Annotated in this window: 15 protein-coding genes; 8 read left to right on the forward strand and 7 right to left on the reverse strand. The window is 64.0% G+C overall.

Annotated elements, in window-relative coordinates:
• Window positions 1-22: 22 nt before the first annotated feature.
• Window positions 23-748 (reverse strand): GntR family transcriptional regulator, encoded by a 726-nt coding sequence (locus tag KIO74_RS10245; protein ID WP_291979462.1) that lies wholly within the window; start codon window positions 746-748, stop codon window positions 23-25.
• A gap of 115 nt (window positions 749-863) precedes the next feature.
• Here KIO74_RS10245 and KIO74_RS10250 point away from each other — a divergent pair, with 115 nt between their 5' ends.
• From KIO74_RS10250 to KIO74_RS10285, 8 genes are all read left to right on the forward strand, one after another.
• On the forward strand, window positions 864-1,901 hold the full coding sequence (locus KIO74_RS10250; protein WP_213331898.1) for a succinylglutamate desuccinylase/aspartoacylase family protein: 1,038 nt from the start codon (window positions 864-866) through the stop codon (window positions 1,899-1,901).
• Window positions 1,902-1,942: 41 nt separating this feature from the next.
• The gene (locus tag KIO74_RS10255) at window positions 1,943-3,481 is read left to right on the forward strand and encodes an ABC transporter substrate-binding protein (protein ID WP_213331899.1); all 1,539 of its coding nucleotides are present in this window, start codon (window positions 1,943-1,945) and stop codon (window positions 3,479-3,481) included.
• A 307-nt stretch (window positions 3,482-3,788) separates the two neighbouring features.
• Entirely contained in the window at window positions 3,789-4,733 is a 945-nt protein-coding gene (locus tag KIO74_RS10260; RefSeq protein WP_213331900.1) for an ABC transporter permease, read from the forward strand.
• Window positions 4,733-5,605 (forward strand): ABC transporter permease, encoded by an 873-nt coding sequence (locus KIO74_RS10265; RefSeq protein WP_213331901.1) that lies wholly within the window; start codon window positions 4,733-4,735, stop codon window positions 5,603-5,605. The genes KIO74_RS10260 and KIO74_RS10265 overlap by 1 nt, the downstream gene beginning before the upstream one ends.
• A 54-nt stretch (window positions 5,606-5,659) precedes the next feature.
• Window positions 5,660-7,162: a M81 family metallopeptidase gene (locus tag KIO74_RS10270; protein ID WP_213331902.1), complete on the forward strand. Its 1,503-nt coding sequence runs from the start codon at window positions 5,660-5,662 to the stop codon at window positions 7,160-7,162.
• Window positions 7,159-8,337, forward strand: a complete 1,179-nt coding sequence (locus tag KIO74_RS10275) for a mandelate racemase/muconate lactonizing enzyme family protein (protein ID WP_291979466.1) — start codon at window positions 7,159-7,161, stop codon at window positions 8,335-8,337. Before KIO74_RS10270 ends, KIO74_RS10275 begins: the two co-directional genes overlap by 4 nt.
• A gap of 311 nt (window positions 8,338-8,648) precedes the next feature.
• A complete protein-coding gene (locus KIO74_RS10280) occupies window positions 8,649-8,951 on the forward strand; it encodes a helix-turn-helix transcriptional regulator (RefSeq protein WP_249730936.1) in 303 nt (100 codons plus the stop codon).
• 174 nt (window positions 8,952-9,125) lie between these two features.
• Complete coding sequence (locus tag KIO74_RS10285) at window positions 9,126-10,721, forward strand: ankyrin repeat domain-containing protein (RefSeq protein ID WP_213331903.1); 1,596 nt, start codon at window positions 9,126-9,128, stop codon at window positions 10,719-10,721.
• 177 nt (window positions 10,722-10,898) lie between these two features.
• Here the strand turns inward: KIO74_RS10285 and KIO74_RS10290 are convergent, their stop codons facing one another.
• From KIO74_RS10290 to KIO74_RS10315, 6 genes are all read right to left on the reverse strand, one after another.
• On the reverse strand, window positions 10,899-11,738 hold the full coding sequence (locus KIO74_RS10290; RefSeq protein WP_213331904.1) for an amino acid ABC transporter substrate-binding protein: 840 nt from the start codon (window positions 11,736-11,738) through the stop codon (window positions 10,899-10,901).
• A 164-nt stretch (window positions 11,739-11,902) separates the two neighbouring features.
• Window positions 11,903-12,964, reverse strand: coding sequence for an ABC transporter ATP-binding protein (locus KIO74_RS10295; RefSeq protein WP_213331905.1), 1,062 nt, complete (start codon window positions 12,962-12,964; stop codon window positions 11,903-11,905).
• Window positions 12,965-12,967: 3 nt separating this feature from the next.
• A complete protein-coding gene (locus KIO74_RS10300) occupies window positions 12,968-13,759 on the reverse strand; it encodes an ABC transporter permease (protein ID WP_213331906.1) in 792 nt (263 codons plus the stop codon).
• Between the two features lie 70 nt (window positions 13,760-13,829).
• Window positions 13,830-14,729, reverse strand: a complete 900-nt coding sequence (locus KIO74_RS32210; protein ID WP_213331907.1) for an ABC transporter permease — start codon at window positions 14,727-14,729, stop codon at window positions 13,830-13,832.
• Window positions 14,726-15,769: an ABC transporter substrate-binding protein gene (locus KIO74_RS10310; RefSeq protein WP_213331908.1), complete on the reverse strand. Its 1,044-nt coding sequence runs from the start codon at window positions 15,767-15,769 to the stop codon at window positions 14,726-14,728. Before KIO74_RS10310 ends, KIO74_RS32210 begins: the two co-directional genes overlap by 4 nt.
• A gap of 53 nt (window positions 15,770-15,822) precedes the next feature.
• Window positions 15,823-16,794, reverse strand: a complete 972-nt coding sequence (locus KIO74_RS10315; protein WP_213331909.1) for a succinylglutamate desuccinylase/aspartoacylase family protein — start codon at window positions 16,792-16,794, stop codon at window positions 15,823-15,825.
• Window positions 16,795-16,882: the final 88 nt, after the last annotated feature.

A 16,882-nucleotide genomic window follows, 5' to 3' on the forward strand; every position in this document is an offset into this window, starting at 1 on the left:
GAACGAGACGTCTCCCTGTTGGTCACTGTTCTTCCCTCTCGGCACGCCGGCGGGCGATGATCGCCTCGTAATCCATGGCGTGGTTCATCACGGTGATATGGTCGTCCAGCGTCGCGCTGATCGCCGCGATATCGCCAGCCTCGAAGATCGCGAGCAGTTCCTGGTGCTCCTCGACCACGCCGAACATCGGTTTGCCGAAGGTCGCGAGACCGAAAATGATGGTGAACTGGCGGGCCAGCGTTTCCCACAGGTCCAGCGTCACGCTGTTGCCGCCCAACAAACAAAGCGCCCGATGGAACCTGGTATCGGCGACGGCGACACCATAGGCATCGCCACGCGCCGCCATCAACTCCATCTCGCCGACGGCGCTGCGCAGTAAATCGAGATGCGCGCCGCGATTGCGCCCGCCCGAGACGGCGCGCGCGGTGGCGCTGGCCTCGAGCGCAATGCGCGCCTCGATGAGGTCCGACACGCGCTCGTTGGTCACTGGCCGCAGACGAATACCCTTGTAGGGCTCGTTGATGACCACGCCCTGGCTCTCGAGAAGCCGCAGCGCCTCCCGCACGGGAACCCGGCTGACGCCGAGCTTCCGCGCGAGTTCCGCCTCGACGATGCGATCACCCGGCAGGATGAGGCCGGCCGACGCCCCCGCGATGATCGCTTCAATGGCGAGATCCACAAGGGTTTGCGGCTGCAGCCGCTGCCAATCCGCACCGGCTGCTTCAGCGGCCCGCGTCGGCTCAATCACTGCGCTCGTCCTCGTATGTTGCATCTTATCCTGGCGACCACCGTGTTCGATGAGCTCACTTGACTTATCGTAGAATCGTATACGATGATACGATTATAAGAGCAAGGAGGGCAATGTGGGGACTTCCACTGAAAGCCGCATTCGATGTGACATTGATCTCGACGCATCCGGGAGACAGGCGGGTTACCTGAGGGCGCCGCTTTCGCGGAATACCTCCGGATGGGGCACCGTCGAAATCCCGATCGTATCCGTCAAGAATGGCTCAGGACCGACCGTACTGTTCACGGGCGGCGTGCATGGTGATGAATATGAAGGCCAGATCGCGGTCTCCCGGCTGGCCCGGTCGCTCGATCCCAGCACGATTCAAGGCCGCGTCATCATGATTCCGGCACTCAATATGCCGGCCGTCATGAATGATACGCGACTGTCACCAGTTGATAATCGCGACATGAACCGGTGCTTTCCAGGTAATCCGCGCGGAACATTCTCGGAGATGCTTGCCCATTTCGTGGACGCGCTCCTTCTTCCGCATGTCGATATCTCGGTCGATCTACATACAGCCGGGCATTCGGGCGACTCGGCCCTGTCCACAAACATGCATTATGTAAAGGACGGCGCGCTCCGCGACCGCACCATGGCGGCGGCATCGGCGTTCGGCGCCCCTTACAACGTGGTATTCTGGGGCGTCGACGAAGGCGCGACCCTCACCTCATCGGTGGAGCGGCGCGGCATCCTCTCGCTTGGCACGGAGCTGGGCGGCTGGGGACGCGTGAATGTCGAGGGCGTGCGCATCGCCGACCGTGCGCTCACCAACATTCTCAAGCATTTCGAACTCATGGACGGTCAGCCGGACACCCGCCAGCGCGACGGCTCGCCGCGAACCCGCCACATGATGGTCCGCGACGCGGCCGGCTACAGCTTTGCCCCGGCGAACGGGCTTTTCGAGCCGCGTCATGTCGTGGGCGACGTCTGCAAGGCCGGCGACCTCGCCGGTCTCCTGCATTTCGTGGAAGATGTCGACCGGGCGCCCATCGAGGTTCGCTACAAGCTCGACGGTGTCCTGTGGATGTCGGCAGGGCCGGGCCGCGTGCAGCGAGGTGATGCGGTTGCGGTCCTGATGGAGGATTACGACGAAGCCCGCGCAGCAGCTTGACGTCATCAGCACAATAATACGACGAGAAGGGGAACAGAAACATGAGAAGGCGAAGCATTCTCGGGGCAGCCGCCGTGGCGGCCATGCTCATGTCTTTCCAGACACTGGCGGTCGCGCAGACGAAGGGGGGCGATATCGTCATCGGCATCAGCCAGGCGCCGCCGTCACTTGATGCGCAGATTACATCGGCGCAGGCGGCACGAAATGTAACCTTGCACATCTTCGAAACGCTCTATGCACGTGACGAAAACGCCAAGCCTGTTCCGGAACTGGCGGAAGGCGTGACGATTTCTCCCGATGGCAAGACCTATGTCTTCCCCATCCGCAAGGGCGTGAAGTTCCACAATGGCAAGGAGCTCGACGCCAACGACGTCGTGGCCTCCATCGAGCGCTACCGCAAGATGGGCGCCTCACCGGCGCTCGTCTCGGCAATCGAAAGCATCAAGGCGACAGGCCCCCACGAAGTCACCATCACGTTGAAGAATGTTCAGGCCACGTTCCTGGACAATCTCTCCTCGCCACGCGCGCCGATCGCCATCTATCCCGCCAGCGAAGCGGCCAAGGAAGCCGGCAAGATCGAGATTATCGGCACCGGTCCTTACAAGTTCGTCGAATACAAGCCCGACAGCCATGTGAAGATCGCGCGCTATGACGGCTATAGCCCGAACCCGAAGGGAACGGGGCGCGATGGCTTCGCGGGCAAGAAGGAGGCCTTCCTCGACACCGTCACCTTCCGCTTCATGCCGGAGGCCGGCGCGCGGACGGCGGCGCTCGAGTCAGGAGAAATCCAGTTCAATGAGACCGTCGACGGCCCGACGGCGAAGCGTCTCGCGGGAGACAAGCGCTTCACGGTCGAGAAGGTGGTGCCGTTCGGCCTGCAGGTGATCAAATTCAATCAGGGCGCCGCACCGGGCAACGACAAGAACTTCCGGCTGGCCGTGCAGGCGGCCCTGAATATGGAAGATATAATGAGTATTGCCTACTCTGATATCTACCAGATGGATCCAAGCTGGCTCTATCCGGGCTCGGCCTTCTATACGACCGCCGGCAGCGACAAGTATAACAAGGGAGACCTGGAAGCGGCCAAGGCACTCCTCGCGAAATCCGGCTACAAGGGCGAGAAGCTGACCTTCATTGTCGACAACCTGCGCGCGAATATCGACACCGCGACCGTGCTGCAGGAGCGGCTGAAGGACATCGGCGTCAATGTCGATATTTCGGTGGCGGACTGGCCGACGGTGTCGAAGATGGGCTTCACGCCGCAAGGCTGGACCTTCTGGACCCACGGCTTCGGCATCGAGCCCTATGAAGGCCCCGGCTCCGTCATGGCGCCATGGGTCAACGGCCTCTCGCAGCAGGCGAAAGATCCCGTCATCGACGAACTCGCGGTCGCCTTCAACGCCGAAATGGACGAAGGCAAACGCAAGGCCATCTTCGAGAAGTTCCAGGCCCATATGTATGACAACGCGGTCGCCATGAAGGCCGGAAACTACGGCGTGTTCCAGGCGAGCACGTCAAAGCTCAAGAACTTCAAGCCTTACCGCATCCCGCGGATGTGGGGCGTCTGGCTCGAGCCGTAGGACAGGTGGACATTCGGACGCCACCCGCGCCGGTCGTCCCGGGGCATCGCGTAGCGATGAGCCCGGGATCCATGAACCAACCGGGGCATCGCCTGGCGATGAGCCCGGGATCCATGAACCAAGGCGCAAGGCAAGAAGGCGCGTCGGGCCGACACTCCATTGATCAGCGTCGTGTTCATGGGTTCCGGGCTCAGGCCTGCGGCCTGCCCCGGAATGACCACGGTGGACCAACCACGGAGGTTCCGATGGCTTCGCCACGGCAACTGTCCACACCGCCCCAGGCGGCCGCACCGACCATGAGCATATCATGACAGCTTTTCTCATCCGGCGGCTTGCGGGGGCGTTCGTCGTCCTCGCGCTCGTCTCGCTGATGTCGTTCGCCCTGATCTGGCTCGTGCCGGGCGACACGGCGGCCGCCTTCCTCGACGCCTCCGCGACGCCGGAGCAGATCGCCAAGCTGCGGACCGCGCTGGGGCTCGACAAGCCTCTCCCGCTGCAGATGATGGAGTGGTACGGGCGCGTGCTCAGCGGCGACCTCGGGCAGTCCATCCTCCTCAACAGATCGGTCACGGGCGCGCTTCTGGAGCGCCTCCCCGTCACCCTCGCCCTTGCCGGCTTTGCCCTGGTGATCGCCGTTGTTGCCGGTATCGCCGCGGGCGTCGCCGCCGCCGTCTACCACAATCGCTGGCCGGACCAGGCGCTGATGACGACGGCGCTGCTTGGGCTGTCCATCCCGGACTTCTGGCTCGGTCTTGTCATGGTGCTTGTCTTCGCCGTCTCGCTCGGCTGGCTGCCGAGCGGCGGCTTCACGCCCTTCACCACAGATCCGCTGGGCTGGCTCAGGACGGTCATCCTGCCGGCTTTGACGCTGGGGCTCGTCCAGGTCGGGTTCATCGCGCGGATGGCGCGGGCCTCGATGCTGGAAACGCTCAACCAGGATTTCATCCGCACCGCCGACGCCAAGGGCCTGTCGCGCCTCGCCATCGTGCTGCGCCACGGCCTGCCGAACGCCATGATCCCCATCCTCACCGTCATCGGCATCGTCGCCGGCGCCTTGCTTGGAGGCACAGTCATCATTGAACAGGTCTTTTCCATACCCGGCATCGGCCGCCTGATCGTCGGGGCCATTGCCTCCCGTGACTTTCCTGTGCTGCAGGGTGGCCTGCTTTTTCTTGCCGTCGTCTATCTGTCCATCAATCTCATCGTCGATATCCTCTACGCGGTGGTTGACCCGCGGGTGAGGCTGTCCTGATGGCTGAGATCGCCGTGCCCATCGAGCGGCCGAGCCTCAGCCCGGGTCAGGCGAGCCTGCGCCGCCTGCTGCGCAGCCGCTCCTTCATGGCCGGCGCGGCGCTTGTTATCCTGATGGCGCTCGTCGCGATCTTCGCTGACGCCCTCGCGCCGTTCGATCCCCTGCGCAGCAACGCCCGCATGCGGCTGACCGCGCCCAACAGCGTCTACTGGTTCGGCACGGACCACTTCGGCCGCGACATCCTTTCACGCGTCATTTTTGGCGCGCGCATCTCGCTGGCGATCGGCGCCATGACAGTGGTGCTGACCGGTGTCGTCGGCACGGTGATCGGCGCAATATCGGGCTTCTTTCCTCGCCTGGACAATCCGATCATGCGCCTCATGGACGCCCTGATGGCCTTCCCGTCCATCGTGCTCGCCATGGTGGTGAGTGCCATTCTCGGCGCCTCGCTCACGAATGTGGTCATTGCGCTGTCCATCGCGACCATGCCGCACACGGCACGCATCGTCCGCGCCTCCGTGCTCGTCGGCCGGGAACTCGACTATGTGGACGCCGCGCGTTCGCTTGGCGTGGCCGAACTCACCATTCTGTTCCGCCATGTGCTGGTGAATGCCACGGGGCCGCTGATCGTGCGCCTGACCTATGTCTTCGCCATCGCGATCCTTGCCGAGGCCGCGCTCTCCTTCGTCGGCGCGGGGCCGCCGCCACCCTCGCCATCCTTCGGCGCCATCATCGCCCAGGGGCGCGATTTCATGCGCGAGGCGCCGTGGATTACCGTCTTCCCAGGCCTAGCCATCATCCTCTGTGTGCTTGGCCTCAATCTTCTCGGCGATGGTCTGCGTGATGCCTTTGATCCTCGCTCGAAACTCTGACGCGCCCGGCGCCAAGACGCCGACGCTTCCCGCCGCCTATCCCGGAGACCGGTCATGAAACGTATTCTTGTGGCTGACTGCAAACAGGAAATCTCCTCCTTCAACCCCCTGCCATCCGGCTATGAAAACTTCCATATCCGGCGTGGTGACGCGCTCTATGAGCAGCGCGGCACCAATCAGGAACTCGGCGGCGCCTTCGCCGTCTTCGAGGCCAGGCCCGACATCGAGATCGTGCCATCCATCGGCGCGCGGTCGGGGAGCGCCGGCATCCTCTCCGCCTCGGGCTGGAAGCGTCTCTCCCAGGAGGTTCTGGACGCCATCTTCGCCAAGCTCGACGGGATAGACGGCATCTATTTCTCGCTGCACGGCGCCATGGGCGCCGAAGGGGAACTTGATCCAGAGGGCCATCTTCTGGAGAAGCTGCGCGAACGCGTCGGCCCCGACATGCCGATCGTCATCTCACTCGACCTGCATGGCATCCTGACGGACCGCATGTTGCGGCAGGTCAACGGTTTCACGATCTACTGGACCTATCCGCATGTCGACTTCGCCGATACGGGCCGGCGCGCCGCGGAACTCCTCCTGAAGATCATGGACAACGACCTCAAGCCGGTGGCGGCGCGTGTCGTCATGCCCACGCTCGTGCGCGGCGACGAACTCATCACCAAGAGCGGTTGCTACGGGGACCTCCTGCGCGACTGTCGCCGGCTGGAAGAGGAAGGCAAGGCGCTCGCCGCCGGCATCATGATCGGCAACCCCTTCACCGACGTGCCCGAACTCTGTTCCCAGGTGCTGATCCTGACCGATGGCGATGCCGCCACCGCCGAGCGCGAGGCCGTGCGCCTCTCGGAGGAATTCTGGCCGCAGCGCTTCCGCATGCAGGGCAAGCTCATCAGCCTCGAGCGGGCGATCGCCCAGGCCAAGGCGATGCCGGGACCGCTGATCTTCACGGATGCCGCAGACGCCACATCCTCGGGCGCGTCGGGAGACAGCAACGCCATCATCGCGGCGCTCAGCGCCGCTGGCTACGGCAAAAAGGTCCTGGCGCCGATCGTCGACGAGAAAGCCGCAGCCGCCGCCCATGCCGCCGGCGTTGGCGCGACGATCGAGGTCACGCTCGGCGGCACAATCGATCCCGGGCGCTTCACCCCCATGCCGGTGAAGGCGCGGGTGAAACTCTTGTCGGATGGCGAGGCACAGCTCGAGACCATGAAGGCGCCGCTCTCGGCCGGCCCGACCGCGGTGCTCACCTTCGGCAATTTCACGGTGGTGGTGATGAGCCGCTCGGTCAGCCTGTTCGACAGGGCGATGTACTACGCCAACGGCCTCGACCCGCTTGACTTCGACCTGATCGTCGTGAAGTCACCGCACACCGAATATCACATGTTCGAGGAGTGGTGCGAGCATAACTTCAACATTGATGCGCCCGGCGCCACCTCAGCCAATCTCAAGAGTCTTGGACATACCATCTGCGCCCGGCCGATGTACCCGATGGAGCCGGATGTGACGTTCTCCCCGAAGCCTGTCATCTATAATCTCAAAGGACAAAGCACGTGACGACGATCGACGCCGTCGACTTTTTCTATCTCTCCATGCCCGAAGTCACCGACGAGGCGGATGGCAGCCAGGACGCGCTGCTCGTTCGCGTCGTGGCCGGAGGGCATGTCGGCTGGGGGGAATGCGAGGCGGCTCCCCTGCCCTCCATCGCCGCTTTCATCTGTCCGATGTCCCACGGCGTTTGCCGGCCCGTCGCCTTCTCCGTGCTGGGCAAGCGGCTCGAGAGCCCGGCCGACATCGCGCGCATCTCCGTCGACGTCGCCTATAACTCGATGGACCTGCTGCAGGCGCCCCATACGCTGTCCGGAGTCGAGATGGCCTTGTGGGACGCCCTCGGCAAGATGCGCGGCCAGCCGGTCTGGCGGATGCTCGGCTACGACACCGGCTATGCCAAGACGCCCTATGCGTCCGTGCTCTTCGGCGACACCGCGCAGGAGACCCTGGAGCGCGCGCGCGACGCCCGGGCGCGCAACTTCCGGGCCGCCAAGTTCGGCTGGGGGCCTATCGGCCGCGGCAGCGTCGAGGCGGACGCGGAGCATTTCGCCGCCGCCCGCGAGGGTCTTGGCCCGGATGGCCTGCTCCTCGTCGACACCGGCCAGATCTTTCTGGAGGATGTCGAGCGCGCGGCCGCCCGTCTTCCGGCCATGGAGCAGGCCGGCGTGCTTTGGTTCGAGGAGCCCTTCCAGGCAAGCGCCATCGACGCCTATGCGGCGCTGGCGCGGAAAGGCTCCAAGGTACGGCTCGCCGGCGGCGAAGGCGCCCATAACGTGCATATGGCCAAACAGCTCATCGACCATGGCGGCGTCGGCTATGTGCAGATCGACTGCGGGCGCATCGGCGGCATTGGCCCGTCCAAGGAAATCGCCGACCACGCGGTCGCCAAAGGCGTGACCTTTGTCAATCACACCTTCACGTCCCACCTCGCCTTGTCAGCCTCGATCCAGGCCTACGCGGGCCTGAAAGACCACATGATCGCGGAATATCCAGCCATGCCGAAACCGCTGGCGCTCGCCTTCACCGCCAACCACATCGAGCGTGATGCCAATGGCGAAATCCACGCCCCGGATGCCCCCGGCCTCGGCATCGACGTTTCGGCGGAGGGCGCGCGTCCCTATCTCCAGGATGTCGAGATCAAGGTGAACGGCAAGGTGCTCTACGCGACACCGGCGTTTTGAGGATAAAGCCCATCGCGCGCCGCCGGGATGAGCCGGGGAACCGCCGCCACCGATCCCTCCCCTTCAGGGGAGGGTGGCCTCGCGCCAGCGAGGTCGGGTGGGGGCCGCGAGGTCGGGAGTGATGCGTCGCCGGCCAAGCAGCCATCGTCCGGCGGAAGGATATCAAGTCGCCCCACCCGGCGCCTGCGGCGCCACCCTCCCCCGAGGGGGAGGGATCAGCGCGGTGTCCACGGGGGGTAGCATGACGGGTCAAAAACTTGCCCCTGTCAGCATTATGTGCAAATGTCACCATCCAGTGACAGGAGCATATCTTGCCTACATCTTTTTTGACGGGCGCGCAGCTTCGGGCCGCGCGCGCGTTACTGAACTGGACGGTACGTGATCTCGCCGACCGCGCTCAGGTTCATCGCAACACCATTTCCGCCTTCGAAAGCGAAAAGACCTTCCCCAACACATCGACACTCGCGGCACTCGTCCGTCCGCTGGAACAGGCAGGCATCGTTTTCATGGAGGACAATGCTCCAAGCCCGAGCGGGGGCGCGGGCGTGCGGTTCAAGGCCAAGCCCGCCGGCTGGCTCAGGCCCGAGGAACTCTCCGCCGAGAACGACGGCTGATCGATGAAGCAGCGTCTATCTTGACGGCAGGCCGCGCCGCTGTGCTATGAATGGCTTGCGTCTTCGGGGGCGCATCCCGGTCCACGGACAGAGTTGAACTCACCCCGTAGCGATGATGCCATCCGGCTTTTTCCGAACCCTCCCAGTGGACCATGGGGTTATCGCGGAGAAAGCATGATGCCGACTGAACGCTCCCCCTTGCCCGCCGAAGTGCCTGAAGAAGGCCATACCGCCGCCCGTCGCGAGCCGACTGGGGACCGCTTCGATATCGACTATCTCAAGAAGGCCGCAAAAGACCTCAAGCGCGCCGCGCGTGGCGGCGATGCCCTCGCCCTTGCGCGGCTGGCGGCTGTCTGCGGTGACAGCGCCGAGCCCAAGCTGTCCAACTGTCTCCACGTCATTGCCGTCGAGGCGGGTTTCGCGAGCTGGCCACGTCTGCGTCAGGACGTGGAGATCCGTCAGGCGAGCCTCAAGCAATTGCGAAGCACGCTCGGATCCGCCCTCTATCACGGCCGTCTGCGGCAAGCCGCGCGCGTTCTCGCGGAGGCCCCTGGCCTTGCCGATACGTCTCTCGCGTTGCAGCTCGCGCTTTATGACGAAGCGCGGATCAATGCCAGGCTCGACGCGGATCCCGGCGCGCTGCTGGCTCCGCAAGAGGGGGTACGCGGCGGTGATCCGGTCTTCGATTGCCTGCCACGCCTCGTGACATCCCAATATTTCCGCCTGCGCCCAGACCTGCTCGACGCGCAGATCCGGCTTGTCAGGCGGTTCATCGCGCTCGGCGCCGACCCCAACGCGCGCTACCACGAGCCCGATGAGAACACGCCCCTGCCGTTGCTCTATGGCGCGATGCGCATCGCCGGCAATCTCGCCGTCGCCGAAACCCTGCTGGAGGCCGGCGCGGACCCTAACGACAACGAATCCGCCTATCACGCCTGCGAGATGGAGACGCTGGACGGACTCAAGCTGTTGATCCGCTACGGCGTGCGCTTCCCCGGCACCAATGCGCTTTTCCGCATGCTCGATTTCGACAATCTGGAGGGCGCCGCACTCATCCTCGCCCATGGCGGCGATCCCAATGAAGGCCTGCCGCATTCGGGCAACGCGCTGCACCATGCCATCCGCCGGGGACGGGACGCGCGCTTTCTCGATCTGCTCCTGCGCCATGGTGTTGACGCGACGGCCCGCGCCAACGGCCGTTCGGCCTATGCACTCGCGGCGGTCCACGGCAATCGCTCCATGATGGACGGGCTGGCCGCACACGACCTCGCTGGCGACCTGAACATGGCGGAGCGCTTTCTTCTCGCCGTCCTGTCGGGCGATCGCCGCGAGGCGCTCGCGCGTTGGGCGGAAGAGCCGGATATCGTGTCGCGGTTGTCTCGGTCCGAGCAATGCATGCATGTGGAGCTCGCGCGGCAACGCGGCCGTCTCGATGTGCTGCGCCTGATGGATGACGTCGGGTTCGATCCGCGAGCCGTGGACCGGGAAGGCATCACCCCACTGCAATCCGCCGCCTGGTATGGCTTCAGCGACTATGTCGCCTTCTATCTCGAACGACCGCACGACCTCACGCACCGCAATGCTTATGGGGGTACGGCGCTGGACACGACGCTGCATGGCGCCAAGAACTGCCCGCAGCGACCGCGTGGCGATTATGCGGAGACCGTGCGCCTGCTGCTCTCGGCGGGCGCTCGGCTCGACCCGAAACAACCCTTCTCCGCGATGGATGACGACGTCATCGAAGCCTTCGAGGACCAGATGGAGGCGTAAGGCCCGCGCCGCGCGGATCCCTCTCCCATCGGGAGAGGGTTGGGGTGAGGGGGACACCATCTCCGGCCAGCGTCCCCTCACCCGCGCCTGCGGCGCGACCTCTCCCCATCGGGAGAGGTTAGGCGCGGCGATCGTTTCGTACCCTGACCCTGCTCAGAGTACGGACGCATGAGAAGGCTATTTCGGCACACCGTTGATGACGAACAACGCCTTGATGAATTGGTCGGGTGGAAAGCTCCCGAAGCTCCGCGCGTAGATCTTCTTGACGCGGTCGGTGCGGTAAAGCTCAGCCAACGTGGCATCGGCGAGCAAGCGCAACTTGTCGTCTCCGCGCGGAAGGGCGAGAGCGTAGGTCTCGAAGGTGAAATACTGGTCGGAAAGCTTCAACCCAGCGGGGTTCCTGCTGTTCAGCAGATGGTAGTTCAGGATACCACGGTCGGCGAAATAGGCGTCGATCTTGCCCTCTGTCAGTTGGCGCACGCCGGAGGGATGATCGGTCATCGGCACGATCTCGGCCTCGATCCCCAATTGCGCCAGGGTCGTGCGCAAGGTCTCCTCAGTCGTCGTGCCTTGCAGCGCGCCGATCTTCTTGCCGCGCAGGTCTTCCAGGCGATGCACGTCGTTGACCCGATGAAGAACTCCGGCGCCATCGATGAAAGTCGGCAGTGAGAAGTCAACGACAGCCCGGCGCGACATGGTCATCGACGTCGGATCACACAGAATATCGATCTTGCCGTCGCGGAGCGCCTCAAAGCGCGTCCTCGACGTCACTTCGATATAGTCGATCTTAAGTGAAGGGATGTTCTGGGCGTTCTTTACGCCGGTCGCGACTTCCCGGCAGAGATCAACGATATAGCCTGACGGATCGCCGTTCGCAGCCCGATAGGAATAGGGTGGCGCATCAGCGCGGAAGCCCAGTCGCAGCGAGCCGGTCTCGCGTACTCTTTCCAACGTATCCGCCGCGAAGGCCGCGGATGACATCGCCATGGACAATACGGCGATCAAAAGCGCTCGCATGTCTTACCCCCTCTTTCGTCACGGGGGCGCACGATAAGCTAGTTTTATGCTGAGCGTAACTCAGAGAAATTCCATCAGCGCATGGCTTCAATGATCACGATACCCTGCGACGTGGCCGTCCCGGAAAGAACGCATAACTCCAGCTTCCCGGGGACGGCAGTTGCTCACGCCGCGAACAGCGTCAGATCCTGGGCCTTGACGTTGAGATCAACGGACTTGCCGACTTCCAGGCCGGCGAGCTCGCGACCATGGCGTTCGACGAGCATGGTGCGGTCGCCGTCGCGCAACTTTACGAAAATATGCGCGGACGATCCCTGATAGGAGATCGTCTCGATCGTTCCGAGCCCGGCTTCCACCGCCGCGGGATGGATGGCGACGCATTCAGGGCGAACCATGACGGTCACGGGCTTGCCCTTGTCAAAGGCCTGGCCTTCCGCCGGCAGCACCGTGACGCCCAGGCCATGGCGAAGCGTGACGACATTGCCGTCGCGCGCCTCGACGGTCGCGGGCAGGAAGTTCGCACTGCCGATGAAGTCGGCGACGAATCGCGTCTTCGGCCGCTCGTAGATGTCGACCGCCGCGCCGATCTGCTCCACCGCGCCGCCGTTCATGACGGCGATGCGATCCGCGATGGCCATCGCCTCGTTCTGGTCGTGGGTCACGAAGATCGATGTCAGGCCGAGCTCGCGCTGGATGCGGCGCAGTTCCAGGCCCGTCGATTCACGCAGCTTGGCGTCGAGGTTGGAAAACGGCTCGTCGAGAAGCAGGATCGACGGGTTGATGACCAGCGCGCGGGCCACCGCGACACGCTGCTGCTGCCCGCCGGAGAGCTGACGCGGCAGGCGATCGGCAAGTCCAGTCAGCTGCATGGTCGCGATCATCCGGGCCACGCGCTGCTCCCTGTCGGCCGCCGGCACACCGCGACGGCGCAGCCCAAAGGCTATGTTCTCGGCAACCGTCATATGCGGAAAAAGCGCATAGTTCTGGAAGACGAGACCCGTATCACGCTTGTGCGGCGGCAGTCCCGTGAGATCCCGGCCACGCACCACGATGCGCCCCGCCGATGGCTTGATAAAGCCCGCGACCATCCGCAGCGTCGTGGTCTTGCCGCAGCCGGAAGGCCCCAGAAGCGCGACCATCTCGCCCTTCTCGATGGTGACGCTGAAGTCGCGCACCGCATGGGAGTTGCCGTAGACCTTGGCGAGGTTGTCGATAACGATTTCCATGGGTTAATCCCTGACGGCGCCGAAGATGTGATAGATGACCATCAGCGCCATGGTCAGCAGAACAAGCAGCCCCGACACTGCCGCGACCGATGGATCGAAGCCGAGCTGCACGGCCGAGTAGATCGTGACAGGCAATGTCGGCGCGGACGGCTCGGCGAGAAACAGCGCCAGCACGACTTCATCGAAGGACGTGATGAAGGCCATGACCGCGCCGGCGATGATGGCCGGACGCACGACCGGAAGGAGCACCATCAGGAAGCTCTGCAGGGGTGTCGCGCCGAGGTTCTGGGCCGCTTCCTCCAAGGTCCGGTCGAACCGCTGGAAGACCGGCAGGCTAACGCGGATGACATAGGGCGTGCAGACGATCACATGCGAGGCGACGAGCCGCGCGGTGCCCGTCAACAGGCCGGTCCGGGAGAAGAAGATCGACAATCCCACCGCCAGAACCAATGTCGGCAGGATCAGCGGCGACAGGAACAGGGCCTCGATGAACTTGCGCCCGCGAAATTCATAGCGCGTGAGGCCGTGCGCCGCGAGGATCCCGATGACCGTCGAGACGATGGCGGTGATCGTCGCGACCTTAAGGCTGGTAAAGAAGCTGCCGACATAGCGCATATCGCCAACGGCCGCCTGATACCACTTCAGCGTCAATCCTTGCGGCGGGAAGGAGAGATAGCCCGTGCTGCCGAGCGGCGCGACGACGATGACGAGGATCGGCAGCAGGAGATAGCAGAACGCGATGATGGTCAGCGTCAGGAGAAGCGCCCCGAAGGGCGATTTCAGATCGATCGTCATGACCGCGCCTCCATCTGCTCATGCCCCTCCAGAATCCGGCCATAGACCAGCGCCAGCACCAGATCGACGGTCATGACCGCGCCTCCGTCTGTCCACGCCCTTCCAGAACCCGGCCATAGACGAGCGCCAGCACCAGCACGAAAACGAGCAGGATGGACGACAGCGCCGCGGCGAAGGGCCAGTTCAGAAGCTCGATGGTCTGCTCATAGATCGCCGTCGACATCACATGCGCGCGCGCGCCGCCGACGAGGCTCGGCGTGGCGAAGGTGCTGATGGCGAGCGAGAAGACGAGAAGCGATCCCGCCAGGATGCCGCCGCGCGCCAGGCGGAAGGTCACCAGCCAGAGCGCAAGCGAGGGCCGCGCGCCAAGGCTCATGGCCGCAAGCTCAAGGTCGCGATCGATGGAGCGGAACACGCCATAGAGTGTCAGCACCATTAGCGGCAGCAGGACCTGCGCCAGGGCGATGACGACGCCGCTCATGGTGTACATGAGCTGGAACGGCGGCGAGGCGAGCCCAAGCGCCACGACCAGCTTGCTGATGAGGCCATCCCTGAAGAACAACACCATCCAGCCGAAGGAACGCACGACCGCGCTCACCAGCAGCGGGAAGGTGGTGATGACGAGCAGAAAGCCCGCCCAGCGGGATTGCATCCGCGCCAGAAGATAAGCGACCGGCAGACCGAGAACGAGTGTAATGACAGTCGTTATCACGCCGAGAAACAGCGTGCGGCCCAGCAGCTCCCAGTAATAGCTGTCACCGAGAAAACGTTGATAATGCGCAATCGACCACTGGTTGCCATCGACGAAACTCGTCGCCAGCAGCGAGAGCTGCGGCCAGATGAACAGGATGGCGTAAATGATGAAGCACGGCGCGAAGAGAAGCACGGGCACGTAAGGGATAAGGCGCGGCGACGAAGCCGCCGCGCCATGCGTGCCCGGCGCGTCGAGGACCGGGCGCGCCGCGGTCACCGGGCGATCTCGCGGTTCCAACGCTCCGTCCAGGCGGCGCGATTGGCGTTGATCTTCGCACGGTCGAGCTGCGCGAGCTGCTTGACGTCGGGAACCTCTTTAGCGAGTTCCGGCGGCAGCTTCGTGTTGACGTTGGAGGCCGTCCAGCGCATGCCCTCGGCGATGGCGATCTGTGCTTCCGGCTTCAGGAGATAGTCGATGGCGCCGTTGGCGACGTCGGCATTCTTGGCGCCCTTGGCGATGCAAGAGGTGATCGGGACGGCCGGGCTGCCCTCCTGCGGAGCCGCGAAAGCAACCGGAAGGCCGCTCTGGGCCGTCTTGAAGGCATTGCCGGTGTCATAGGGTATGATCCAGATATCGCCCTGGCCGAAGAGGCCCGGGAGATCGGACGCCGCCTTGAAGATCGTCTCGTTCTTCAGCTTCGCCATGGCCTCGAAGCCCGGATCGATATTGTCCTCGCCACCGCCGAAGGTCCGCGCGAGCATCACGAGGAAGTCCATGCCGAAGCCGTTGGTGATGGCGGGGAAAGCGATGTGCCCCTTGTATTCCGGCTTGAAGAAGTCCTTGTAGCTGGTCGGCGGCGTCGGGATCTTGTCCTTGTTGTAGACGATGCCCTCGGCGATCACGGCCCAGGTCACCCAGTGCCCGTCGGGATCCTTGAGGCCATCCGGCACATTGGCGAGGTTCGGGACCGACTTCAGCGGTTCGGTCAGCCCCTCGCTCTTGGCCTGGGCCTCCTGCCCGCCCGAGAACTGGTACATGTCGATCTGTGGGTTTCCGGCCTCGGCCTTCATGCGCGCGAGCGCCGCGGCGGACTGCATCGGGACCTGGGTGCTCTTGGCGCCCGAGGCCGCATCGAAAGGATCGAAAGCCGCCTTCTGGATGATGTCCATCGTCGAGCCGCCAAAGCCCGACGACAGAAGCTGGCGTCCTTTGAAGCCTCCGTCCTGCGCCTGCGCGAAGGACGGCAGCAGCGAGCCGGCGCCGACAGCGGCGAGCGCCGCCATGAACGCGCGACGGTCCAATTGATCCATACTCATTGCAAACCCCTGTGTTTTTCTATGTTGGATATCCCGGACACCATTCTTGGCCCTCAGGCCTCGCGCGTCCCGACGAGTTCGAAGACCTGGTCGCCGTTGTAGATCGGCATGTGCGGACGGCGGATGGAGCCAACCCAGGCCCGCTCGATCGGGCAATGCACCGCCTGAACCACGTCACCATAGAGGTCCACAATATCGGCGATATGCTGGCCGCGCACGACATCGTCGCCGGGCGCCACGAATGGCAGGAACAATCCGCCGCGGGTCGCCTTCATGTGGATGGCGTCAGCACCGAGCCGATAGCGATCGAGCTTCGGCGGCTCGCCCGGCAGCATCTTCATTTCCTTCAGGACACCAAAGATCGCCTGGGTCAGGCGGGCGATGTCCTCTTCCGTCACACGGGCGCCGCCGCCGCTCTCGACGATGAGCGCCGGCTTGCCGCGCTTGGTATAGGCAGCGAAATGCGCGCCCGCGAGCGAGGGCTCCAGCGAGTTCCAAACGTTGGGCGTACCCGTCGCATAGGCGAGCCGTTCAGAAGCCGCGCCCTGCGGAGAACCGTCATTGTGGAACAGAGTGTAGTGGCAGGTGATGGTGAGATCACCACCAGAATGCAGATCAAGCATCGCGTCGCCCGTGGCGAGCGAAACCTCGAGAAGCTTGTGGGCGAGCTGGTAGCTGTAATGCCCTTCCGCGTCACCGGGAAACACGCGGTTGAGATTATAACCGTCCTGGGGGGTGAGACGGTTATAGCCACGGAAGCCGAGCGGATTGGCGAGCATCAGGCACGCGACCGTGCCCTTGAGCTGGCTGAGATCAATGGTCTTCAAAAAACGTTGGATAGCGAGCGGACCCACAACCTCCGGACCGTGGATGCAGGCCTGCAGCCACAATACCGGCCCGGACTCGGCGCCAGATGCGATGACAACAGGCGAACGGATCGCGCCATCGGGATACTCACCCAGGTCCAGATGCCCACGCGTGATCTTGCCACGCTCGCCAATTGCTGTACCGACCACCGTGCTCATGCTGACCTGCTCACCTGAAAAAAGGAAATCACCTGATCATGCCGTTATTTCACGAGGCCCAGTGCGGACGGTCGCCAGGCTGTTGGGA

Origin of the sequence: Chelatococcus sp. HY11 (genome assembly GCF_018398335.1) — a bacterium.
Classification (GTDB): Bacteria; Pseudomonadota; Alphaproteobacteria; order Rhizobiales; family Beijerinckiaceae; genus Chelatococcus.